This is a genomic window from uncultured Sphingosinicella sp. (assembly GCF_963974575.1).
Taxonomy (GTDB): domain Bacteria; phylum Pseudomonadota; class Alphaproteobacteria; order Sphingomonadales; family Sphingomonadaceae; genus Sphingosinicella.
The window spans coordinates 482,518-506,295 of sequence record NZ_CAXBBQ010000002.1 but is presented as its reverse complement, the minus strand read 5'-3'; the positions used below and the strand labels follow the sequence as shown (position 1 = coordinate 506,295).

Annotated in this window: 20 protein-coding genes; 9 read left to right on the top strand and 11 right to left on the bottom strand. The window is 65.2% G+C overall.

The window, feature by feature from the left end:
- Positions 1–46: 46 nt before the first annotated feature.
- The 10 genes from AAC014_RS05460 to AAC014_RS05415 form a co-directional block, all read right to left on the bottom strand.
- The gene (locus AAC014_RS05460; RefSeq protein WP_339705187.1) at positions 47–511 is read right to left on the bottom strand and encodes a MarR family transcriptional regulator; all 465 of its coding nucleotides are present in this window, start codon (positions 509–511) and stop codon (positions 47–49) included.
- Positions 512–521: 10 nt separating this feature from the next.
- The gene (locus AAC014_RS05455) at positions 522–1,001 is read right to left on the bottom strand and encodes an aromatic-ring-hydroxylating dioxygenase subunit beta (protein ID WP_339705184.1); all 480 of its coding nucleotides are present in this window, start codon (positions 999–1,001) and stop codon (positions 522–524) included.
- Positions 998–2,290 (bottom strand): aromatic ring-hydroxylating dioxygenase subunit alpha, encoded by a 1,293-nt coding sequence (locus tag AAC014_RS05450; protein WP_339705181.1) that lies wholly within the window; start codon positions 2,288–2,290, stop codon positions 998–1,000. Before AAC014_RS05450 ends, AAC014_RS05455 begins: the two co-directional genes overlap by 4 nt.
- Before the next feature lie 23 nt (positions 2,291–2,313).
- Positions 2,314–3,042, bottom strand: coding sequence for an SDR family oxidoreductase (locus tag AAC014_RS05445; protein WP_339705178.1), 729 nt, complete (start codon positions 3,040–3,042; stop codon positions 2,314–2,316).
- On the bottom strand, positions 3,035–3,364 hold the full coding sequence (locus tag AAC014_RS05440; protein ID WP_339705175.1) for an OB-fold domain-containing protein: 330 nt from the start codon (positions 3,362–3,364) through the stop codon (positions 3,035–3,037). Before AAC014_RS05440 ends, AAC014_RS05445 begins: the two co-directional genes overlap by 8 nt.
- Entirely contained in the window at positions 3,361–4,533 is a 1,173-nt protein-coding gene (locus tag AAC014_RS05435; RefSeq protein WP_339705173.1) for a thiolase family protein, read from the bottom strand. Before AAC014_RS05435 ends, AAC014_RS05440 begins: the two co-directional genes overlap by 4 nt.
- Positions 4,530–6,149 (bottom strand): AMP-binding protein, encoded by a 1,620-nt coding sequence (locus tag AAC014_RS05430; RefSeq protein ID WP_339705170.1) that lies wholly within the window; start codon positions 6,147–6,149, stop codon positions 4,530–4,532. The genes AAC014_RS05435 and AAC014_RS05430 overlap by 4 nt, the downstream gene beginning before the upstream one ends.
- Positions 6,150–6,242: 93 nt before the next feature.
- Positions 6,243–7,697 (bottom strand): indolepyruvate oxidoreductase subunit beta family protein, encoded by a 1,455-nt coding sequence (locus AAC014_RS05425; protein WP_339705167.1) that lies wholly within the window; start codon positions 7,695–7,697, stop codon positions 6,243–6,245.
- A 2-nt stretch (positions 7,698–7,699) separates the two neighbouring features.
- Positions 7,700–9,829 carry an indolepyruvate ferredoxin oxidoreductase subunit alpha gene (locus AAC014_RS05420; protein WP_339705163.1) on the bottom strand — a complete coding sequence of 710 codons (2,130 nt, stop codon included), beginning with the start codon at positions 9,827–9,829 and terminating at the stop codon, positions 7,700–7,702.
- 3 nt (positions 9,830–9,832) lie between these two features.
- Positions 9,833–10,612 (bottom strand): cyclase family protein, encoded by a 780-nt coding sequence (locus AAC014_RS05415; protein WP_339705160.1) that lies wholly within the window; start codon positions 10,610–10,612, stop codon positions 9,833–9,835.
- Positions 10,613–10,701: 89 nt separating this feature from the next.
- Here AAC014_RS05415 and AAC014_RS05410 point away from each other — a divergent pair, with 89 nt between their 5' ends.
- From AAC014_RS05410 to AAC014_RS05375, 8 genes are all read left to right on the top strand, one after another.
- Positions 10,702–11,166 (top strand): MarR family transcriptional regulator, encoded by a 465-nt coding sequence (locus AAC014_RS05410; protein ID WP_339705158.1) that lies wholly within the window; start codon positions 10,702–10,704, stop codon positions 11,164–11,166.
- A gap of 76 nt (positions 11,167–11,242) precedes the next feature.
- Positions 11,243–12,229: a YihY/virulence factor BrkB family protein gene (locus AAC014_RS05405; protein ID WP_339705155.1), complete on the top strand. Its 987-nt coding sequence runs from the start codon at positions 11,243–11,245 to the stop codon at positions 12,227–12,229.
- Positions 12,230–12,292: 63 nt separating this feature from the next.
- Entirely contained in the window at positions 12,293–12,901 is a 609-nt protein-coding gene (locus tag AAC014_RS05400) for a TetR/AcrR family transcriptional regulator (protein WP_339705153.1), read from the top strand.
- Between the two features lie 339 nt (positions 12,902–13,240).
- Entirely contained in the window at positions 13,241–13,651 is a 411-nt protein-coding gene (locus AAC014_RS05395; protein WP_339705151.1) for a hypothetical protein, read from the top strand.
- Positions 13,648–14,922 carry an efflux RND transporter periplasmic adaptor subunit gene (locus AAC014_RS05390; RefSeq protein ID WP_339705148.1) on the top strand — a complete coding sequence of 425 codons (1,275 nt, stop codon included), beginning with the start codon at positions 13,648–13,650 and terminating at the stop codon, positions 14,920–14,922. The genes AAC014_RS05395 and AAC014_RS05390 overlap by 4 nt, the downstream gene beginning before the upstream one ends.
- Before the next feature lie 72 nt (positions 14,923–14,994).
- Positions 14,995–18,153: a multidrug efflux RND transporter permease subunit gene (locus tag AAC014_RS05385; protein WP_339705146.1), complete on the top strand. Its 3,159-nt coding sequence runs from the start codon at positions 14,995–14,997 to the stop codon at positions 18,151–18,153.
- Between the two features lie 15 nt (positions 18,154–18,168).
- A complete protein-coding gene (locus tag AAC014_RS05380; RefSeq protein WP_339705144.1) occupies positions 18,169–19,599 on the top strand; it encodes a TolC family protein in 1,431 nt (476 codons plus the stop codon).
- A gap of 47 nt (positions 19,600–19,646) precedes the next feature.
- Complete coding sequence (locus tag AAC014_RS05375; protein ID WP_339705142.1) at positions 19,647–20,081, top strand: hypothetical protein; 435 nt, start codon at positions 19,647–19,649, stop codon at positions 20,079–20,081.
- Positions 20,082–20,197: 116 nt separating this feature from the next.
- On the opposite strand, the gene AAC014_RS05370 is transcribed toward AAC014_RS05375, so the two are convergent.
- Positions 20,198–22,273 (bottom strand): S9 family peptidase, encoded by a 2,076-nt coding sequence (locus AAC014_RS05370; protein ID WP_339705139.1) that lies wholly within the window; start codon positions 22,271–22,273, stop codon positions 20,198–20,200.
- Positions 22,274–22,476: 203 nt separating this feature from the next.
- On the opposite strand from AAC014_RS05370, the gene AAC014_RS05365 reads away from it, so the two are divergent.
- On the top strand, positions 22,477–23,769 hold the full coding sequence (locus tag AAC014_RS05365; protein WP_339705136.1) for an amidohydrolase family protein: 1,293 nt from the start codon (positions 22,477–22,479) through the stop codon (positions 23,767–23,769).
- Positions 23,770–23,778: the final 9 nt, after the last annotated feature.

Sequence of the window (23,778 nt, the reverse complement as noted above, 5' to 3'; positions counted from 1 at the left end):
ACGGCTGTGAGAGGCGAGTGCGCCGGTTGTCGCGCGGGGGGACTCGTCAGTCGTCGAGATTGCGATTGAGTGTGCGCATTGTGCGGTTCAGGCGCGTCACCTCTTCGGCGGGGATCTTGCCGAATGTGCGGCTATAGATGGCGTCCGCGATGCCCCATGCCTGTTGGCCGGCAAGTCTTCCCGCGTCCGTCAGCTCGACTTCGGTCACCCGCCGGTCCGATGCGCTCTGGCGGGAGCGGACGAGGCCGTCGATCTGCATCCGCTGGACGATCCGGGTCATGGTCGGCAGCTTTACGATGGCGTTGTCGGCGATTTCGCTGACGCTCAGGACCTTATCGCCGCGCAGGCTCATCAGCACGCGCCAGCGGGGAATGTCGAGGCCGAGCGCTTTCAGCGCGATTTCCATTTCGTGCAGATAACGGCCGGTAAACCGCGTTAGCCAGTAGAACGGCCACCGCTCGATATCGAATTCGCCGGAGGCGGAGATCGCGCTGGACGCCGGTTCTGTCATCGCTCTGCCGCTAGAGATACAGGTTGATATCCCCGCGCGCCGCGTCGCAGTCAAGCAGTTCCACCCGCTTCAGGGCAATGCGGAAGGACTCGCCTTCCGGGACCAGACGGTGCGTCACGAAAGCCTCGAAGCGCGTCGTGCGATCGCGCTGATACTCGGCGGCCATCAACCGCGAGGTGACTGTGATCGTGTTCGACGCCGGGTCTTGCGCATCGATGCGGACGTTCGCGACGATACGCCAACCGCGCGGGCCGCCCTGCAGCGAAAAGGCGCTGGTGTCGGCAAAGCGGCGGATGCGGATTTCACGGAGCAGGGCGTTCTCGTAAACGAGAGAGACATGCTGCAGCGGATCCTCCTGTCCCGGCGCGGCCGGCATCCAGTAGATCCCGTCTGGCGTGAACAGCGCATCCCATGCGGCCCAGTCGCGGGCGTCGAGCAGGCGCGCCTCGTGGACAAGGAAATCCTCGATCTTCTGCAAATCGGCGCTCATGCGGCCTTCTCCATGTAGGCAGCCCATGTCCGGTATTGGTTTCGGAATACGAGATCGCTCGTGCCCATCGCCGACCAGCCGCCGTCCGCGTTCGGCTGTTCCTTGCCCATGTGGCGCTGCATGTTCACCCATTCGACCTTGTCCGCCATAAGGCCCGTCTGGATACGCTGATACGCCTCATGATCGTCCGGACCCACGAGGTTGGCCGAAGAATTGATCAGATTGCAGTAGAGGATTGAGCGTTCCAGCAATTCGTCAGGCGCGCCCTTCATGCGGAACGTCCAGGATTCAACGAGCGTGCGATCGACTGCGATCGGCTTGATCACGCGGATGGTTTGTATCGGGCCTTTCAGTGTCAGGCTCGGATAGACGATCGTATTGTGGCGGTTCATCGAGAAGATTTCCCGCGCCCGTGCTTCGCCGTAGGCGGCGTTCATCGCGTCATTGTAGGCATCGATTTCCGAATAGCGCGAATGGATGCTCACCGTGCCGCCCGAATAGCTGTGGCCGCCCGGGAAAGCCTGGATGCCCATGTCTTCGAAGAATTCGTAATTGCTCGTGAAGGGCCCCAGAATCTCGATCGCGGCCGGGAGCTTTTCGCCCTTGCCGAAGTGTCGGTTGGCGACGCTGCGCGCCGTGCCGGAGGATGACATGTGCGTCACCATCGGGTGCATCAGGTCATTGAGGTTTTCGAGGAAGATCTTCCAATTGCAGCGGTGCATGTAGCGCAGCACGCCGCCCGTCACTTCCAGTTCACCCTCGGGCGAGCGGTCGGCCATGTTGTCGATCGAGGAATCGACGCCCCTCAGCCATTCGCGGAAGGGCGGGGCCTCGTCCGCAAGGCAGGCGAAAACGAAACCGCGATAGGAGGCGACATTCGCCACGCGCGTCATGCTCGCGTCCGGGCTACCCTTGCTCATGCACGTGCCTTCGTATCCGTCGTCGAGCGGGATCGTGCGCACCGCGCCGTCGCGCTGGAAGATCCAGCCGTGATAGGCACAGCGGAACATGCGGGCATTGCCTTGCCCCTCGGGCACGACCTGCGCGCCCTTGTGGGGGCAGCGATTGTAGAGCAGGTGTACGTCACCCTTGTCGCGCACCATCAGCAGCGGTTGCCGCGCGATCGATGTGGTGATGAAATCGCCGTCGTTCGGAATCTGGCTTTCGTGGCCCACATAGATCCACGTCGCGCCGAAGATGTGCTGCATCTCCAGCTCGAAGATCGCCGGATCGGTATAGACGCTGCGATGAACGCGGTCGCCTTCGACAAGGCCTGATGTGATGGACATGATTGGTCCTCCCGATCAAAAATTCAAAGCGTGATCGAACTGATGCTGGCACCACCGCACACGAAGAGATTCTGGCCGGTGATGAAGCCTGTATCGTCGCCCAGAAAGAAGCGCACGGCGGTAGCGACATCCTCCGCGGTTCCCACCCGGCCCACCGGGATGGAAGCGGCGATATTGCGCTTGCGCTCCGATCCCTCCGGGATCAGTTCGTGGAACATGTCGGTTTCGATGGGCCCAGGTGAAACAACGTTCACCGTTATGCCGTCGCGCGCGAGTTCCAGCGCCCACGTGCGCGCCATACCGATCATCCCGGCCTTGGTCGCCGCATAGGCGGTGCGGTTTTGCAGGCCGAGCGCGCCGCGCGAGGAAATGAGCACGATCCGTCCCGTCCCGGCGGCTTTCATGCCGAACAAAAGCGCCTGTCCGATGTGGATGGCCGCGCGCAAATGGAGGTCGACGAGATGATCGAGATCGGCGTCGGTCACCTCCCCGAACGGCGCGGGCCGGATCACCCCGGCATTGTGGACGAAACCCGTGATGCCCATGTCGGCCGCCTCTTCGCAGATGCGTGCGAGGTCCGCGGCATTGGTGAGGTCGCCAACGAGCGTCTGCAGCCGTTCGTGCGTAAAATCCGGCATCCGGCGCGACACGTTGATCACCCGGGCGCCATCCTTCAGGAGGCTTTGACTGATCGCGGCGCCGATTCCGGCATTGCCGCCCGTCACCAGAACCGTGTGCGTCTGATCAGGCATCGGCTGGGTCCTTCTCTGCGGTGAAAACCTGGTGCTGCGCTGCATCGGCGGCAGCCTTCAGTGCGACGCGATCACCCGGCTGAACGCCGTCCCCAAGGAACGCGATCACACGCACATCGGCATCGAGCGCGACCGTGCCGATGCGAAGCGGGAGCGCGGTGTCGGGCTCAAGCGATCGGTGCAGCGTCGTCGCGGCAAGCAAACGTCCCTGCCCATCATTTTCGATGCGGACCAGCGTATCGTGCAGGCATGTGCGGCACAGATCGCGCTCGGGGTATTGGTGCGCGCCGCACGCCGTGCAGGTCTGCAGGTGGATCGTCATGCCATCCCCTCCAGCAGCACCGCACCGCTCGCAAGGCAGCGGTCGTAGGTGACCATGCCGTAACCGCTTGCGAGCGCGATGCGCGCGTCCGGCACCTGTCGCCCCAGCGGTTGCCGCGTCACCTGGCGCAGCGCCTCCACCACCGGCAGGAAGCCGCCCGCTGCGCCCGCCTGTCCACAGGAGAGCTGGCCGCCGCAGCTGTTGTGCGGAAAATCGCCCTCCACGGTCAGGTCGTGCGCGCGCAGGAACGCCGGCGCGTCGCCCTTGCCGCAAAAACCCAGATCCTCGATCTGCATGGCGACGATCACGGGATAGTCGTCATAGGTTTGCAGGCAATCAACCGCGTCAGGGCCTAAGCCCGCCTGCGCATAGAGCGTGTCACGGTCCATCGCCCAGCCGCCGCGCTCGGCGACCGGGTCTTCGAAGAAAGCGTTGTGCCGCTCGATTGCCCCGCGAACATGCGCATGGCGCAGCCCGAGCGCACGTGCGCGTTCATCGCTCATCACCAGAAACGCCTCTGCGCCTGCGCAGGGCAAAACACAGTCGAACAGATGGATCGGTTCGGCAATCGGCGGCGCGGCGAGATAATCGTCGATGCTGAGCGGCTTGGCGCCGAGCAGTGCATTGGGATTACCGCGCGCATTGGCGCGCTGGCTAACGGCAATCCGCCCGAAATCCGAACGCTCCGCCCCGAAACGGCGCATGTAATTATCGGTGATGAGCGCGAACACGCCGTTCGGGCCTGCCGCGCCATACGGATAGACGGCGGCGCTCGAAAAGCGGCTGAAGTCCCTTACGAGGTTTGAGAAGCTGGCGCTCCCCGCCGTATCCCCCGCGATGCAGGCGACGATATTCGCGTCGCCGTCCTGCACGGCGCGCGCGGCGCGGCGCAGCGCCATCACACCGCTCGCGCCGCCCGTGGGCAGCCATTCGATCCAGCGCGGCGACATATCGAAATGTTCGGTGAGCGCGATCGTCGTGTCGCTCCCCAGCGAAAACGAGGACACTGCAAGGCCGTCGATCGCGTCCTTGTCGAGCCCGCTCGCATCGAGAAGCGCGCGCAGCGCCGAACCGATGAACCAGTGCGCGGGCTTGTCGCTGCGCGGGGCATATGGGATCGTCACCGGAGAGGTGACGGCAACGCCTTGATAATCTCGCGCGCCGCTCATGCGGCCTTCGGCCCACGTTTCAGCGCGCGCATGTCGAAGGCGCTGCCGTTCGCGTGCAGTGCACGGCCCAGCGAGCGGATTTCGCCGCGCTGCAATTTCTGCGATGCCGTCGTCGGCAAATGATCGACGAACGCGATGTAACCGGGCGCCTTGAAATAGGCGAGGCGGTCGAGGCAATGCCGGAAGATATCGCTCGCAAGCGCCTCGGTTCCCACGCCATTATCCGTCTGCACCAGCGCCATCACTTCCTCGCCGCGCAGTTCGTCCTCGATTGGCAGCACCGCGCAGGCGGAGACGGATGCGTGCTGCATCAGAACGCCTTCCACCTCGACAGCCGCAATATTCTCGCCGCTGCGGCGCACGATGTTCTTGCTGCGATCGACGAAGAAGAAATTGCCCTCGGCATCGCGTTTCACGATGTCGCCGGTGTGGAACCAGCCGCCGTCCCACGCCGCCTCGGTGGCCGCAGGATCGCGATAATAGCCGGAAAAGAAGTGGCGGCGCGGATCGTCGCCGCGCGCGCGGACCAGAAGTTCGCCTGGCGCGCCGTCCGGCTGATCGGCGCCCGTATCGTCCACAATGCGCACGTCGAGATGATCAGGCGCGCGCCCGAAACAGCGCGTGCCGATGTGGCGCGGTTCGCGATTGGCGGTGATCCAAGCGGCGGCGCCGGTTTCGGTCATCGCCCATGCCTCGATCAGCGGGAAGCCGAAGCGTTCCTCGAAGCGGGCATGGTGACGCGGATCAACGCCCGCGCCGAAACCGAACCGAACGTCGAGGCCGGCCGTTTCGTCGTCCCGCTGCAGCAGGATCGCGGGCATGACGCCGAGATAATGGATCACGCTCGCACGCGTCTCGCGCACTGTGTCCCACCAGCGCGAGGCATGGAAACGGTCGAGCTGGATCAGGCAGCTTCCCGTCATCATCGCGGCCATGAAGCTGCACGCGAGCGCGTTCATGTGGTTGACCGGCAGCGGCGTGAGAATCCGGTCTTCGCCCTCGCGAAAGGCGCAATGTCCGCCGAGAGTCGCGTAGAAATACCCCACCCATGTGAAATAGGCGTTGGAGAGGATGCACCCCTTGGGTTTCCCGGTCGTACCCGAGGTGAACAGCATCGCTGCCTCGCGGTCGGCATCCGGCGTTTCGTCTTCGCTTGCAGCGCGCGCCGCGCGCGGAAGATCCGCAAGAGATGGCTCCGCGAGGGGCACAGACGTGCCGCTTAGCGTTTGTGTGTTTTCCAGCATGGCGCGGTGCTTCGGCCAAGCCACGATGGCATCGAGATCGGCCGCCGCGACGATCGGCGCCATCTCTTCCGGGCGCATTGCGGTGTTGAGCGGCACGACGCTCGCGCCGAGCGCGTTCAGAGACAGGAAGTGCAGGAAGAAGGCAGGGTGGTTGTCGAGCGCGAGGCCGATGCGGTGGCCCTTGCCGTATCCCTGTTTGCCGTAGGCGGCGCGGAGGGCTTGAACGGCTCCGGCGGCTTCCGCGAAGCTCTGCTCGAAGGGCAGGGGTTCGCCGATGGCATCTGCGGGGGCGTGAAGGAAGGGGCGCGCCGCCCAGCGTTCTGCCGCCGCCGCGAAGGTCAGATAGACCGAGGATCGCGCTTCGATCGCCACGGTATGAACTCCTCTCCCAAGTGCAACAAGGCTACCCGGAAAACTTGAATAATCAAGTATTATATCGTGGCGCTACACGCGCAACCCGAGATTTCAGGCGGCTTTCAGCGCCTCGTCGAGGGCTTTGCCACCTTCATCTGCGAGCGCAGCCGCGCACAAACGACTCACCTCTTCGGCCGAACGCGGCAGCGCCGCCATGATCCGTTCGAAATTGCCGAGCCCGCGGTCGAACGTGTCGCCGTAACCCTTGACCAGCCGCTGGCAGCGCACGAGTTCGGTCGCCAGCGCGACATCGCTTGCCGCCGCCGTCCGCACGCGTTCAAGCCATGTTTCGATCCGGGCCTGTTCGTCGGCAAAGCGCAGCGATTTCGGTCGCCATCTGCGCAGCCCGGCGAGCGTCCTCAGCAGGAAAAACCAGTGCAGGCTCGTCGTTTCCACGTGCCTGCCGCTCGTGAAAAAGCCGGAGATGCGACGTGTAAGGAATTCACTTTCAAGAATGGCGCGGCCGAGGCGGGCTGGCAGGATCTCGCAAATTTCGCGAAGCCGGGGGTGCATGAATTCGGTGATCGTCAGAAGCTGCGCGTCCGAAGCCTTCACCTCTCCCCGCACGCGCGCGATGCGCGTGTCGCGTGTCTTCAGGTCAGCCACGCGGATCGAATCCTCGTAGCTCATCCAGAGCGCGAGGTGGCGCGCGGTTTCAGCGGTGAGCGTAAAGGGGCTCTGGTCGCGCACGGCAACGCTTTCCAGGCGATCGAGGAAAAGCCCGGCGTAGGCGGCGTCCTGATAATCCATCAGGCGCTGGATGCCATGCAGCGCATTCGGGATCGCGGCCTCGGGCAGGCCCGCGCGTGCGCGCGCTTCCAGTACCTTGCCCGCAGGCGTGGTCGCCTGCGGAACCGGGTGGCTTTCCTCCGCAGGCATCGCGACAACGCCCTGCGCCGCCTGCCATCCCGCGTCAAACCCGGCGAGATTGGTCGCAACCGCGATGCCGCTGTCCCGAATGGCCTTCTCGAACAGATCACGCGCGAAAGGCAGCGCCCCGCTTGCCGCAAGGGCGCCGAACATCACGGCGCTGATCACGCTGTTCGTATCGTCGGCTGCGGCTTCCATATCGAAGCCGATGAAACGTTTGGAACGCTGGCCGGCGGCTGCGATGATCGCCTCGCCGTTGCCGCGCCCATCGCTCATCGCCGCCTTTTCGGAAATGGCGTAGATACGGTGCGTCGATCCGATCAGCGTGGTGCGGCCCGCCGTGGAAAAGCCGCGCAGCAGCGCCCGCCCGGTTTCCATGAGTTCGGATGCGACCACGATGTCCACATCGCCGGGCATGGGCATCTGGGCCATGATGGGCGTGCGGCCGCCCGCATCGGGCTTCGCAAGTTCGACGTAATAGACCGTCGATCCGGTCCGCTGCGCGACGCCCGGAACCGAGGTACCTTGCGCCAGCCAGCCGCTTTCACGCGCGATGTGCTGGATCCAGTCGGCAAGCACGCCGCCGCCCTGTCCGCCGAGCGCGAGGATCGCGATGCTGAAACGGTTCTGCTCCATGGTCAGAACGCCCGCGCCAGGCGTGCGCGGTTGTCGCGCTGTTGAAGGCGGCCGATGATCGCCTGCCGTATCTTCATCCACGCGCGCTCCATGCGGCCCGGATTGGAAACGATGCTGGCGCGGTAGAAGCTCGGGCAAAGCACCGCCGCGTGGCTCACCTCGCCGCACAGGCCGCAGCCGACGCAGCTGTTTTCCACGTGCGCCACTGGGTCTCGCCGCAGCGGATCGGGATTGGGCTTGATCGAAAGCGAAGGGCAACCCGAAAGCCGGATGCAGCTATGGTCGCCCGTGCAGGTGTCACTGTCGACGCCAAAGCGCTCGCGCACCACGCGCTTGCCGTCCTTCTCCGCCTTGCGCATCAGTGGCTTTTCGCGCCGCTGCCGGTTGAGCATACATTCCGATTGCGCGATGATGACCTTGGGGCCTTTGTCAGGCGCGGTCAGCGCCTCGCGCAGCGTGTCGCGCATTCGCTTGATGTCGTAGGTGCGTTCGATCGTGCGTACCCATGCGCCGCCGACGCCCCGAATGGCGCGCTCGATCGGATTGCGCGTCACGCGGCGTTTGTTGTCGGCGCGGGAGGAAAGGATGTCCTGGCCTCCCGTGGCCGCCGAATAGCCGTTGTCGATCACGATGGTGACGGTGTCGTCCTTGTTGAACACCGCGTTGCCGATGCCGGAGGTCAGGCCGTTGTGCCAGAAGCCGCCGTCGCCCATGATGGCGATTGCACGCTTTCCCGTCGGCTTGAACGCGGATGCGCCCGCCGTGCCGAGGCCGTAGCCCATTGTCGTGTTGCCGATGTTGAAGGGCGGCAGGATCGAAAACAGGTGGCAGCCGATATCGGCGGAAACGTGCGCCGGGCCGAGTTCTCGCTCGAGCAGCTTCATCGCCGTGAACACGGGCCGTTCTGGGCAGCCCGTGCAGAAGCCCGCCGGGCGCGGCGGGATCTGCTGTGCGACCGGCGCGGGCAGGGGGGCATCAGCCATTTTCGCCGGCGCGATTTCGGGCGCCCATGCGTGCAGGAAATCGGAAAGCCCGTTGCGGATCACCTGCGCGCTATATTCCCCGGCGCGCGGCAGTATGTCCTTGCCGATGATGCGGCAATCGAGGTTTGCGCGGCGCACGAGCGTATTCAGTTCATGCTCGATGAATTCGGGCTGGCCTTCCTCCACCACCAGTACCGCGCGCTTGTTCGCACAAAACGCGCTCACCTCGCCCGGAATCAGCGGATAGGTGACGTTCAGGCAATAGATCGGCAGCGCGGCGTCGCCGAATTCATTCGAAAGCCCAGAGAGCTCCATCGCGCGGTTCAAATTGTTGTAAAGCCCGCCCTGCACGATGATGCCGATGCCATGCGCCTCGTCCGGCCCGAACCGTTCGTTCAGATGGTGGTCGCGCACATAAGCGATTCCTGCCGGCCACCGCTTTTCGATCTTCTCCACCTCGTGCAGAAAATTCGCAGGCGGCAGGACGATGCGGGTGGTGTCGCGCTGCGGCGCGGCGGCCGCCTCGGCGACCGTCAGCGTCGGGCGCACGTTGTCCTTCGCTATGAACGATCCCGTCATGTGGCACGATCGCACACGCAGCTGCAGCATCACCGGCGTATTGGAAGCCTCGGAAAGCGCGAAGCCCTGTTCGACCGCCGCGACGATGCTCGGGAGGTTGGGGCGGGGATCGAGCAGCCAGATCTGCGACTTCATCGCGAAGGCGTGCGTGCGTTCCTGCATGATCGAGGAACCCTCGCCATAGTCTTCGCCGACGATGACGAGCGCGCCGCCCGTCACGCCGCCCGACGCGACGTTGGAGAGCGCGTCCGACGCGACGTTCGTACCGACCACCGACTTCCAGACGACCGCACCGCGCAGCGGATAATTGACGGAGGCCGCGAGCATGGCGGCGGCGCTCGCTTCCGAGGCGCTCGCCTCGAAATGCACGTCGAGACTTTCCAGAAGGTCGCTCGCATCCGCGAACACGTCCATCAGGTGGCTGATCGGCGATCCCTGATAGCCGCCGACGTAAGCCACGCCCGATTGCAGCAGCGCCTTGGTCACGGCGAGAATGCCTTCGCCGGTGAATGTCTCACCGGCTCCGGCCGTCAGCTTCCGGGCTTCGGCAACGAACGAACGCTCGGCCATCGCTTACGCCTCGACGAGGGCGAGAACGCGCAGCGGGCTTCCCGATCCGCCGCGAATCTTCAGCGGTGGGCAGATCAGCACCGCGCCCGTCGCGGGGAGCTGGTCGAGATTCTGCAGGCATTGCAGACCATAGCGTCCGGCGCCGTGCAGCAGCGTGTGCGCCGGGTAGGCGGGCGTCAGCAGATGTGCCTGTCCGGCATCGGTGCCGATCGTCTCCACGCCGAAGCCGAGGATATCGCGCGCGATCAGATATTCGATCGCGTCCGTCGCCGGACCCGGCGTGTGCGCGCCGTCTTCGCAGCGATTGGTGTAGGCATCGACGTCGCGCTTGGACCAGTCGGTACGGAACAGAACCCAGCTTCCCGCAGGGATCGGGCTATTGGCGGCTTCCCACGCCTGAACATGCGCGGCGGTCAGCAGGAAATCGGGGTCGGCCGCGCATTCGCGCGAGAAATCCAGAACCACCACGGGCGCAACGAAATTCGCGGGGGGCACTGCATCCACCGTGTTGTCCGGCAGGTCGCGGCCGCTGACCCAGTGGACGGGCGCATCGAAATGCGTGCCGGTGTGCTCGCCGACGGTGAAGTTGTTCCAGTGCCACGCGACGCCGCGATCATCGTAGCGGGAAATTTCCTGCCGCGAGAAAGCCGCCGTCTGTCCGAACGGCTCCGGCAGAACCAGCAGCGGCGTGTCTTCCGACAGCGTCTGCGTCAGATCGACGACCCGCACGTCGCCGCGAGACAACGCCTGTGCAAACTCTTCGAGAATCGGCGCGCTGGACATAATCCCTCCTCCAGACCATGAAGCCCAAACTATGCTTTGATAAACTTGCATATGCAAGTAAAATCCGTTGCGTTTCTAGGGAGCTCAAAGTGGCCGAGGATTTGCGTGGCTATGGGGATCCGGGATCGGACGACTTCCGGGTGGATAACTACCCGTTTTACCTGCTGAATCGCACCGTCAGCCGCTATAACGCGAACATCGAAGCGGAACTCCGCGCCATCGGCATCGATATCCCCACGTGGCGCGTGCTCATGATTCTTGGGGAGGCGGAGCCGCAGTCGATCGGCCAGGTTGCGAAGCTCGCCGTTATCAACGTCTCCACGCTGATGCGTGTTGTGGAGCGGATGGAGAAGGCCGGGCTCGTCGAAACGCTTCCGTCCGCCACCGACGGCCGCGTGACGACGCTCGTGATGAAGCCTTTGGGCCGTGAAAAACTGAAGGCGGCGCGCGCTGTGACGGCGCCGCTCTACCGGCGCCTGATCCGCGGCTTCTCGGCCCCGGATTTCCGGCGCCTGATCGAGCTTCTGAACCGCTTGCACCAGAATCTGGAGTAGACGTGAACGAAGCCGGGGAACCTTCCCGGCCGCGGCGCCTTGTAAGCCGATGAACGGCCAGCATTTTGAGGACGCCATGTCGACTCCCGAGCAGCGCGGTGCCGGCGCGGACGGCCCCCACACCCTGACGCTGCGGGCATGGCGGGAAATCCTTTTCCGCGTGTGGCGCGGCAACGGCACGCACAACCTGTCTCTCATGGCGGCGGGTGTCGCGTTCTATGCGTTCCTGTCGTTCGTTCCGCTGCTCGGGGCGCTCGTGATGAGCTATGGCCTTGTTGCCGATCCGGCGACCGTCGCGGCGCACATGCGCCTCATCATCGAACTCGTACCGGCCGATGCGGCCAAGCTCATTTACGATCAGCTGCTCAACCTCACGCGGGCAGCGGCAACGGCGAAGGGCCTCGGCCTCGCCATCGCGATCGGCATCTCGATCTTCGGCGCGAGCCGTGCCGCGCGCGCCGTCATGACGGCGCTCAACGTCATCTATGACGAGCGTGACACGCGCGGGATCATCCGCAGCGCGGCGGTTTCAGCCGTTCTTGTTGCCGGTGCCGTGTTTCTGGGCGTCTTCGGTATGCTCGCAGCCTCTGCGCTCGGCTTCGCGCGCGAATTGGCCGAAGGGATTGGGCCCATCGCGGCCCTTGTGATGCGCGCCGTCACCTGGCTGTGCGCGGGCGTTTTCTGCAGCTTCACAATCGCAGCCATGTACCGGTTCGCGCCGCACCGGGCGGATGCGCGCTGGCGGTGGCTGACGATCGGATCCCTTCTGGCGACCGTGATGTGGCTTATCGCGACGCTGGGCTTCGGTGTGTACGTCGCCGAATTCGGTTCCTATCAGGCAACCTATGGCTCGCTCGGCGCTGTCGTGGTGCTGCTGATGTGGCTTTATGTTTCCGCGTATGCGGTGTTGCTTGGCGGGTTGATCAACGCGGAGGCCGAACGCCAGACGGCGTGTGACACGACGACAGGCGCTCCGCGCCCGATCGGCCAGCGCGGGGCGACCGTTGCAGACATGAGCGTGGCCGCAGACATCTATCCCGCACTGGGGCGCTCCCGGCGCTAAACCGCAAACGCGCCGCTGTCTGAGGCTTGCGCTCCGTGACGGATTGATTATATACCGGTCGATATGGAAACGGTTGCTGCTCCTGTGAAAGGTCGTCCGCGCGAGTTTTGCGTGGATACGGCGCTTGCCGCAGCGCTCCGCGTATTCTGGAGCAAGGGCTATGAAGGCGCGTCGCTCAATGACCTCACCGAGGCGATGGGCATCACGCGGCCCAGCCTCTACGCGGCGTTCGGTAACAAGGAAGCGCTCTTTCGCAAGGCGCTCGACCTCTACGAGACCGAAAAGCTCGCCTACGTCGGCAAGTCGCTGGCGCAGCCGACAGCACGCGGTGTCGCCGCACATTTGCTGCATGGCAGCATGGAAAATCAGACGAGCACTTGCGAGCCGCACGGCTGTCTCGGCGTGATCAGCGCGGTTGCGTGCGGCGCGGAGGCCGAGTGCATCCGGCTCGAGGTACTTGAACGTGGCAAGGTGGCGCGGCGCGCGCTCGTCCAACGCTTCGAGCGTGCGAAGACGGAAGGCGATCTCCCCGAAAGCGTAGATGTGGAGGGGCTGACAAGCTTTCTCTATGCGCTTTTGCAGGGCATGGCCGTGCAGGCAGGGGCGGGCGCGACGCGCGCCGATCTCGAACGCATGATCGAAACCAGCATGATGATGTGGCCTTCGAAATAGCAGCTTTCGCATACCGGAAATAAATCTTTATCGACCGGTACAAAAAGCTGTTGACGCACCGCAGCACGGTTTATATACCTCTAGGTACAGAAGGTGAGCGGCCATCCCGACGGCTCACGGCATCGAAGGGAAACCGGTGCGACACTGCAGTATTCACAAGGGCTGACGCTGGGCGACTACGTCCGTTTCAACCCGCCAATCCATAACTGAAGATTGCCCGACGAAGCTGTCCGCTTCGCCCGATGAGGCCATGTGCCCGGCAATCATCATCCGCAACCGACGCCGCGAAGAGACGCGGCGAACGAAGGCGCTCGCGCCTTGATCAGGGAGACTTGCACCATGGCTTATCTCGCCTTCACTGATGTTCTCGGCGCCGCTGCTCCGGCTACCGCGCAGCCCGCCGCAATCCTGTCCCCCGCTGCCGACCGTCCGAGCGCCCGTTTCTCGGCTCTCGAATGGTCGGTGGTGGCCCTCGCCGAGCGCGATTCCCTCTCGACGCTGCACGCCCCCGGCCGCGTCGCCGTCGCGCTCGGCACCCTCTTTGGAAGCCGGCCCAATCCGCAGCTCGCCGATTCGAAACTGGAAGCCCTGCGCAAGATCGCCGTGCTGACGTGGCATCAAGGCTATCACATCGCCGAGTCCGCGATCCGCGGCTTCCTCAGCGCCGGTTTCACCCACGATCACTATGCGCTGCTTGCGAGCAGCATCACGAGCGCGCGTGCGCGCCGCGACCGAAGGATTTCCCGATGAACATGATGACCAAGATCGAAGCCGGCGCCGCGACGGCTTCGCCCGTGCGGCGGCGGTTTACCGATCGCCCGCTTTGGCAGCACCTGTCCGCCGCCGCACTGCCGGTGATTGCCGTCGTTGCGGTGGGCGTTCTGAACCGTGAATCGCCCGCGATTGCTGCGGCCCCGCCGCCCACCGTCACGGTTGCTGCACCCCTCGTGCGCGAAGTGATGGAGTGGGACGATCATGTTGGCCGTTTCGAACCGTCGAGCAGTGTAGAAGTGCGTCCGCGCGTCTCCGGCGCCGTGACTGCAGTTCATTTCACCGACGGTGCGATCGTGCAGAAAGGGCAGCGCCTTTTCACGATTGATCCCCGGCCATTCAACGCTTCGCTCGCCGAAGCCCGCGCCGGCGCCGCACAGGCGCGGAGCGATGTGGCACTGGCGGAGGCCGATCTCGAACGTGCCAACCGCCTGCGTGCGGACGATGCGGTATCCCAGAGCGATCTTGATCGCCTTGCGGCCCGTGTCCGCGCCGCCCGCGCTGCGCTTGCGGCGGCCGATGCTCGTGTCGGCGCCCGCGCGCTCGACGTCCAGTTCACAGAGGTTCGCGCACCGATCACGGGACGCATTTCGGATCGCCGCGTCGATGCGGGCAATATCGTGTCCACCGCCGATGCCAGCGGGGGCACGCTGCTCACCACCATCAATGCGCTCGATCCGATCTACTTCACCTTCGACAGTTCGGAGGCGCTGTTCCTGAAGGCACAGCGCGAGCGGCAGAAGTCGAACCTGGCGCAGCAGGTCGAAATTCGTTTGCAGGATGAAACTGGCTACACCTGGAAAGGGCATGTCGATTTCACCGACAACGGCATCAGCGCCCATTCGGGCACGATCCGCGCCCGCGCCGTCGTCGCGAACCCGGATTATTTCCTCACGCCCGGCATGTTCGGCAACATGCGGCTCACGGACGGCGCGCCCGCACAGGCGCTGCTCGTTCCCGATGCCGCCGTCCGCACCGATCAGGCGCGCAAGGTGGTCTATGTGGTCGGCAAGGACGGCACTGTCGCCGCGCGCGAAGTCTCGCCCGGCCCGCGCATCGGCAGCCTCCGCAGCATCCGCGCAGGACTTTCGGCCGATGACAGGGTCGTGATCCAGGGCCTCCAGATGGTGCAGCCCGGCGCAAAGGTTACGGCACGTGTCGCCAAAATCGATCCGCCGGGCGCGGCGCCGACAACCGCTGCGTCCGTGAACGAACCCGCGGCCTCGCAGGCGACCATCGCCGCGCTCTGATCCACCGCAACACCAAACGAAGACCACGCCTCCCGCGCAAACTGCGGGAGGCGGCAGGAAAGGCATTGTCCGATGCGCTTCAGCCATTTCTTTATCCGCAGGCCCATCTTTGCGGGCGTGATCGCGATCATCATCACGATCGTCGGTGCCTTCGCCTATTTCGGCCTGCCGATCTCGCAATTCCCCGACATCGTCCCGCCGACGGTAACGGTGAGCGCGAACTACCCCGGCGCTTCCGCAGAGACGGTCGCCGATACGGTCGCGGCGCCGATCGAACAGCAGATCAACGGCGTTGACAACATGCTGTACCAATCCTCGCAATCGACCGGGGACGGGCGGTTGACGATCACCGTGACCTTCAAGCTCGGCACCGATCTCGATACCGCGCAGGTGCTCGTGCAGAACCGCGTCGCGCTCGCCGAGCCGAGCCTGCCTGAAGAGGTGCGCCGTCAGGGCGTCGTCGTGCGCAAGACCTCACCGTCGTGGCTGATGGCGGTGAACGTCCTTTCTCCTGATGGGTCGCTCGATCGCAGCTATGTTTCCAATTACGCGCTCACGCAGATCAAGGACCGGCTGACGCGAATCGACGGCATCGGCGATGTTCAGGTGTTCGGCGCGCGCGACTATGCGATGCGCGTCTGGATCGATCCCGGCCGCGCGGCTGCGCTCGGGCTCACTGCAGGCGAAATCGTTTCCGCATTGCGTTCGCAGAACATCCAGGTCGCGGCGGGCACGATCGGCCAGCCGCCGTTCGATACCGGCGCGGCGCAGCAGCTGACTGTCGAGACACAGGGCCGCTTCAAGACCGCCGAGGAATTCGCCGACATCATCGTGCGGACGGATAGCTCGGGCGCGATCACCCGCGTGCGGGACATCGCGCGTGTCGAACTGGGCGCGGAGGATTACGGCGTCAACGCCTACCTCTCGGGCCAGGATTCGATCATCCTGGGGATCACTCAACGCCCCGGCACGAATGCGCTCGCGGCTGCCGAAGGCGTGAAGGCCGAACTTGCCGAAGCCGCGAAGGATTTTCCCGAAGGCCTTGAATACCGGATCATCTGGAACCCCACTGAATTCATCAGCGAATCGATGGGTGCGGTTCAGGCGACATTGTTCGAGGCGGCGCTGCTCGTCGTCGTCGTCATTCTCATCTTCCTGCAAAGCTGGCGTGCGGCGATCATTCCGATCATCGCGATTCCGGTTTCACTGATCGGCACGTTCGCGGTGCTTGCAGGCCTCGGCTATTCGCTGAACACACTGTCGATGTTCGGGCTTGTGCTCGCCATCGGCATCGTCGTCGATGATGCGATCGTCGTTGTCGAAAACGTCGAACGGAATCTCGAACATGGCCTCTCTCCGCGCGAGGCATCGCATCGTTCGATGGACGAAGTCTCCGCCGCGCTGGTCGCGATCGTTCTGGTGCTCTGCGCCGTGTTCGTGCCGACAACGTTCCTCACCGGCATCACGGGTGAATTCTACCGCCAATTCGCGGTGACGATCGCCAGCGCCACGGTGATCTCGCTCGTGCTGTCGCTCACGTTGTCGCCCGCGCTCGCGGCGCTGCTGCTGCGGCCCAAGGCGGAGACGGCGCCGGCATCCGGCTGGCACCGCCGCCTGTGGCTGGCAGGGGCGTGGTTCAACCGCAACTTCGACCGCCTCAGCGAGGGCTACGCCAATCTCACCCGCCGACTCGCAGCAGCGCCGAAGCGTGTCTTTGCGGTATACGGCGGGCTCATGCTCGCGGCAGGCGCGCTGTTCTGGGCGACTCCGGCCGGGTTCATTCCCGCGCAGGATCAGGGCTATGCGCTCGCCGCGATCCAGCTCCCTCCGGGCAGTTCGATCGAACAGACCGACCGGGTGCTCAAGAAAGCCGTTGCAAAATTGCTCGAAGTGCCCGGCACCGAAGCGGCGGTGATGTTCTCCGGCTTCGACGGTGCCTCGCAGACGCAGGCGTCGAACGCCGCGGCTGCCTACGTCACCTTCAAGCCCTTCGCCGAACGCGCGAAGACCGGCCGCACCGAGGCCGCCATCGAGAACGACATGCGCGCCGCGCTTGCCGATCTCAATGAAGCGTTCGTGTTCGTCGTGCCGCCGCCGGTCATTCAGGGCATCGGCAACGGCGGCGGCTGGCGCATGATGATTCAGGATCGTCGCGGTGCGGGCTATCAGCCGCTCGAACAGGCGGCGGGCGGCGTGATCGGCACGGCGCATCAGGCGAAGGAGCTCGCCAACGTGCGCACATTGTTCAACACCGCGACGCCGCGCATCTATGCCGACATCGACCGCGCCAAGGCCGACATGCTCGGCGTGCCCGCAACGCGCGTGTTCGAGGCGATGCAGGTCTATCTCGGCTCGGCCTACGTCAACGACTTCAACCTGCTCGGCCGCACCTTCCGCGTGACCGCGCAGGCCGACGCGTCGTTCCGTGATGATGCCTCCGACATCGCGCAATTGAAGACGCGCTCGAACGGTGGCGGCATGGTGCCGATCGGCGCCGTCGCCACCTTCGAGGACCGGACCGGGCCTTATCGCGTGACGCGCTACAACCTGTTCCCCGCGGTCGAGATCGACGGCGACACTGCGCCCGGTGCCTCCACCGGCCAGGCGCTCGCACGGATGGAGACGATCGCGGAAGATCTGCCGCAGGGCTTTGCCGCGGAATGGACCGACCTTGCCTTTCAGCAGAAGGCGGCGGGCAATATCGCGGCGCTGATCTTCGGCCTGTCGGTGGTGTTCGTCTTCCTCGTGCTCGCCGCGCAGTTCGAAAGCCTGATGCTGCCGCTTGCGATCATCCTCATCGTGCCGATGACCTTGCTCGCGGCGATGCTGGGCGTGAACCTGCACGGGCTCGACAACAATATCCTGACGCAGATCGGGCTTATCGTGCTGATCGGCCTCGCCGCGAAGAACGCGATCCTGATTGTCGAGTTCGCCAAGCAGGCCGAAGAGCGAGGCCTTGCGCCCCGCGATGCGGCAGTCGAGGCCGCGCGGGCACGGCTTCGCCCTATCCTGATGACGAGCTTCGCCTTCATCCTCGGCGTGCTGCCGTTGATGATGGGGTCGGGTCCGGGCTGGGAACTGCGTCAGGCGCTCGGCACCGCCGTGTTCTACGGCATGATCGGCGTCACCGCCTTCGGTCTCGTCTTCACCCCGGTGTTCTATGTGGCGAGCCGCAGCCTCGGCGAACGGATGCGTCGCCGCCCATCCACTGCATTGCAACTCGCCGAATAAGAAAGGCGCAAGCTCATGTTTCGCAATCTGATGATCGCCGCCTCCGCATTGGCGCTCGCCGCATGCGCGACCGGCCCGGATTACGCCGCGCCGCAAACCCCGGCGACCTCCGCCGGAGCGTTCATCGCGGCGTCTCCCGCCGTCGATACCCTCAAGCCGGTGAAGGCTGATTGGTGGCGGCTCTATGACGACCCCGTGCTCGATCAGTTGGTCGCCGACGCCATCGCCGCGAACACGGACGTGCGCGTCGCGGTCGCGCGGCTGGAAAAGGCGCGCGCCGCGCTCCGCGAGGTTCGCACCGATCGGCTGCCGGACGTTGGCGCAGGTGCCGGTGCCACCTACGGCCGCCTGCCCGAAAGCCAGCGCGGTTCCGGCGCCCCGCGCGAGGACTGGTCCATCGATGCCGGGCTGGATGTCGCCTACGAGGTCGATCTGTTCGGCCGCATCTCGCGCGGGATCGAGGCTGCGCGCGGCGATCTCGGCGCCGCCGAGGCCGATCTTGAGGCGGTTCGTATCTCGGTTGTCGCGGAAACGACGCGCGCTTATGCAACTGCTGCCTCTGCGGGCGAGCAGATCGCCGTGGCAGAGCGCATCGTGGAATTGCTCGATCGGTCGCTCCGCGTCACGGACAGCCGCCGCGCGGTGGGGCTCACCACCAGCCTCGACGTCGCGCGCATCGCCACGCTTCGCAATCAGCGGCAAGCTGAAATCCCCGTGCTCACCGCCGAGCGCAACGCGGCGCTGTTCCGCCTCGCCACGCTCACCGGCCGCGCGCCCGCCGACTTGCCGCCGATCGCGGCCGAGCGGGTCTCCACGCTCCGGCTCGACACGCCGATCCCCATCGGCGACGGTGCGCAGCTCCTCGCGCGGCGGCCCGATATCCGCGCCGCCGAACGCCGCCTCGCCGCGGCAACCGCGCGCATCGGCGTCTCCACCGCCGATCTCTATCCGCGCATCAGCCTCGGCGCCTCGATCGGTTCGACCGGGCCGAACATCGGCGACGTGTTCGGCGGCGGACCGCTGCGCTGGCTGCTCGGCCCGCTCATCAGCTGGTCGTTCACCGATCACGAGCGCGCCCGCGCGCGCGTTGCCAGTGCGGAGGCCGACACGCGCGCGGCGCTCGCGGGTTTCGACGGCACCGTGCTGCGTTCGCTCGAGGAAACCGAAACGGCGCTTTCCGCCTACGCGAGCGCGCTTGATCGGCGCACGGCGCTGAAGGCCGCGCGCGACGCGGCAGGGCAGGCCGCCCGCATCGTGCGCGCGCAGCAGCGGGAAGGGCAGGTGGATAGCCTCGCACTCATCGATGCGGAGCGCACTTTCGCGGAAACCGAAGCGCAGCTCGCCGCGATCGACGCGGGCATCGCGGACGCTCAGATCAACCTGTTCAAGGCGCTCGGCGGCGGCTGGAGCGCGGGCGCCGCCGCGTACGCAGCGGCCTTGCCGTAAACGCGTTCAGCCTCCGCTCATCAACGGGGGCAAAGGATGCCCAAGCGATGGCGGACGAGATCATGAAGCGCGGTGGCATGAGCGTGGTGAAGGCGAAGGGGGTGCTGTGCGCGGCGCTCCTCGCCCTTGTATACGTATCTCCGGCGCACGCCGAAGCGCCGGATCGCATCACCAACGTCACCGTCTACGGCAATGAGCCCTGTCCCAAGGGCGATGGCGACGAAATCGTCGTTTGCGCGCGGGAGCCCGAGGGCGAGCAATACCGTATCCCCAAGCGCCTACGCGAAACGAAGAAGAACGACCCGCCCTCGCAGTCGTGGACGGCGCGCGTGCGCACGCTCGACGAGGCGAGCCGCCCCACGATGCCGAACAGCTGCTCTGCGGTCGGTTCCGGTGGGCAGACCGGCTGCACCATGGAAATGCTGCGGCAATGGTTCGCCGAGCGACAGGCCGCCAAGGCAAGGGCAGCCGACGTTCCCTAAACGGCGTGGCTCGCACGGTGCTCCGCATCTACGAGGGCACCTCGCAGATTCAGCAGACGATTATCGCCAAGCAGATGATCCGGCAGGCCGGCGCCTGAACAGGCGCCGGAGCACGCTTATTTGTGCGCTTCGAACCAGCCGATCACCCCGGCCACCTTCTGCGCGAAGTGGCTCGGGAACATTCGGATGCCATGGTTTTCGAGCGGAACGCGCACGAACACGCTTTCGACCCCGTGGTATTTGAGCGCGGCGAAATACTGCTCCGATTCGGAGATCGGCGTGCGGTAGTCGGCTTCGCCCGTCATCACCATGGTGGGTGTCTTCACCTTGTCGACCGAGGCGAGCAGCGAACGGCGGTGGTAATCCTCCGGCTGGCTCCACGGTGTGCCGAAGAAGAAGCCCTTGAAGACCAGCGGCAGGATGTCGGATGTCAGCGCCTGGCTCTGCCAGTCGATCACGGGATAGAGTACGGCGGCCGCGCGGAAGCGTTCGCTGCGTGCGATCAGCCAGGCTGACAGCGTCCCGCCGCCCGAGCCGCCCGTCACATAAAGACGCGAGTTGTCGATGAAGCCGCGCGCGGCGACCGCGTCGATGCCGCTCATCAGGTCGTCGAACTCGTCCCCCGGAAACGCATTTTCGATGAGATTGGCGTAGGTCTCGCCGTAAGAGGTGCTGCCGCGCACATTGGGGTAGAAGACCACGTAGCCGGCTGCTGCCATCAGCTGCTTTTCGATGTCGAAACGCGGGCCGTAGGCGGCGTTGGGGCCGCCGTGAATTTCCATGATCAGCGGATATTTTTTCGCGGGGTCGAAGTCCGGCGGATAGATCAGCCAGCCCTGCACGGGGAGGTCGCCTTTCGACGAACGATAGTTGATCTCCTCGACACGGCCGAGCGCGCGCCCGGCGAACAGCGCGTCGTTCAGCCCGGTAATCGACCGCGCCTTGCCGATGCCCGCGCCCGCGAGCGCGATGTTGCCGCTCGAATCCGGGGCCGCCCACTGCATGGCGACACGGCCGGTCCGCGAAACCGAGAAGGCAGGCTCCGCCGTATAGGCGATGTGTGCCATGCCGAGCCCTTCGGCGATCTCACGGCGGCCGCCCTTCAGGTCGAAGAGCGCGAGCCGGTTCTCGCCGCGATCGGCGTAATAGGCGTAGACGCCGCGCCCGTCTGCGGCCCAGCGCGGTGCCATCACGTCGCGGTCGAGTGCGGCTGTGAGCACGCGGCGTTCGCCGCTGTTCCGATCGAGCACCATCAGCCGCGTGGTCGTGTGCCAGCGTCCTGCCTCGTCGGCGCCGATATAGGCAATGTATCGCCCGTCGGGCGAAACCTGCGGGGAGGCTTCGGGGCCGTCGCGGTCGATCAGAGTCTTCATTGCGCTGCCGTCCACGGGGAGCAGGTACAGCCCCGTGTCGAACATCTTGCCCTTCAGAATGGCGTTCTCGTCGTTCCGGTTAAGCGCCGCCACCAGGGCCTTGCTGTCCGCCGTCCAGGCATAGGGGCTGCCGATGAGCGGGAACGCGCCTGATTCGTCGGTCGTGATCTGGCGGGGCGTGCCGCCGGTCGCCGGAACCGTGAAGATATGCATCCGGCCGGGTGGAATGATGCCCGCGCCGTCCTGGCGGTACATCGCCTTGTCGACGACGATAGGCCCCGGCTTCCATGTCGCGCCGGGCGGGGGCGTGATGGGCGCGCCGTAGCTCTTCGGCGCGGCGGGAACGTGCATCGCGTAGGCGAGCGTCTTGCCGTCCGGCGACCATTCGAGGCCCATGGGCGCGCCGGGGAAGCCGCCGATCGTGGTCTCGACGCCGCTGTCCATCCAGCGCACGACGATCTGGCGCGCGCCGGCGCGCGTGGCCACGAAGGCAAGCCGTTTGCCGTCCGGCGACCAGCGCGGATCGCTCGCCGCCTCCTCGATCTTGGTGAGCGGCACATGGTTGCGGCCGTCGGCATCGATCAGCCACAGCATCGGCTGATAGGCGTCCGTCACGATGTCGGCCTTCACGCGCACGTAGGCGACACGTGTGCCGTCGGGCGAGATCTGCGGATCGTTTCCGGTCTCGAGCGCGAACACGTCGATCGGCTGCAGCGGCGGATTGCTTGCGGCGTGGGCCGGCGCTGCGGCTGGGGCGGTGAAAACGGCGAGCGCTGCAAGCGCGGTGAGCGATGTCGTCCGGAAACTGGCCCTCGGCATATATCCCCCTTCCAAATATTGATCAAAGATCATAATTGGATATTCATGTTCGTCAATCACGCTCCTGATGACCCGTGGCGTGTGTGTCGGACAGTCCGGATGCCGCGATGTCAAAAAAGGGTGCCGTTTGGTCATGTGGTGCGATACTCGCCGACTTTAGGGCGTGTGGCGCGAAAACGCGTAGCAAGGGAAGGCGAGGAATCATGAACAGGCGGAGCGCGATCATTCTTGCGGCACTGCTGGTGCCGCTGGCGCAGGCGGCGGGCGCGGCGACTTTCATTCAGGCGGGAAACCTGATCGACGGCAAAGCGGATGCGCCGCTTGGCCCGCACACGATTGTTGTCGATGAAGGGCGCATCGTGCGCGTGGCGGCCGGGAAGGTCGCGCCGGGCACGGGCGACACGCTGATCGACCTCTCAGGCCATAGCGTGATGCCGGGTCTCATGGACATGCACACGCATCTTTCCTCCGAAAGCGGCCCGGCGAGCTACACGGATCCCTTTTTGCTGGGCCCGGCGGATTTCGCGTACAAGATCGAAAAATATGCGCGTGTCACGCTGATGTCCGGCTTCACGCTCGTCCGCGATCTGGGCGATGCGTATGGCGTATCGATCGCGCTGCGCAAGGCGATCGATCGCGGCGATGTCGTCGGGCCGCATATCTTCACCTCGGGCGCGGCGATCGCGTCGACGGGCGGTCACGGCGATCCCACCAACGGAATTTCGCCGGCACTCGGCCTCAAGACGCCAGGCGCGACCGAAGGCGTCGTGGACAGTGCGGACGAAGCGCGCAAGGCGGTCCGCCAGCGCTACAAGGAGGGCGCCGATCTCATCAAGATCACGGCGACGGGCGGCGTGATGAGCCTCGCGAAGAACAGCCAGAATGCGCAGTTCATGCCCGACGAACTTACCGCGATCGTCGCCACGGCGCGTGATTATGGGATGCATGTCGCCGCGCACGCGCATGGCCTCGATGGGTTGAGGCGCGCCGTTGCGGCCGGTGTCTCCACGATCGAGCACGGCACCTACCTCGACGATGAGACCATGCGGCAGATGAAGGCGAAGGGCATTTATCTCGTGCCGACGCTGATGGCCGGGGATTGGATTACCGAGCAGGCAAAAACACCCGGTGCGCTTCCCGATATCGTGCGCCCCAAGGCTGCGGCGATCGGCCCGCTGATGTCGGGCACGTTCGCGCGCGCCTATCGGCTTGGCGTGCCGATAATGTTCGGCACCGACAGCGGCGTGTCCGCGCACGGCGACAACGCGCGCGAGTTCGAGCTGATGGTCGCCGCAGGGATGCCGCCGATGGCCGCGATCCGCGCTGCGACGTCGGAACCCGCGAAATTCCTCGGCATCGCCGATCGTCAGGGCAGCATCGGCGCGGGCATGGCGGCGGACATCATCGCCGTTCCCGGCAATCCCGTGCAGGATATCGCACTGATGCGGAAGGTCGATTTCGTCATGATCGGCGGGAATGTCGTCAAGCGTCCCTGATCGTGTGGT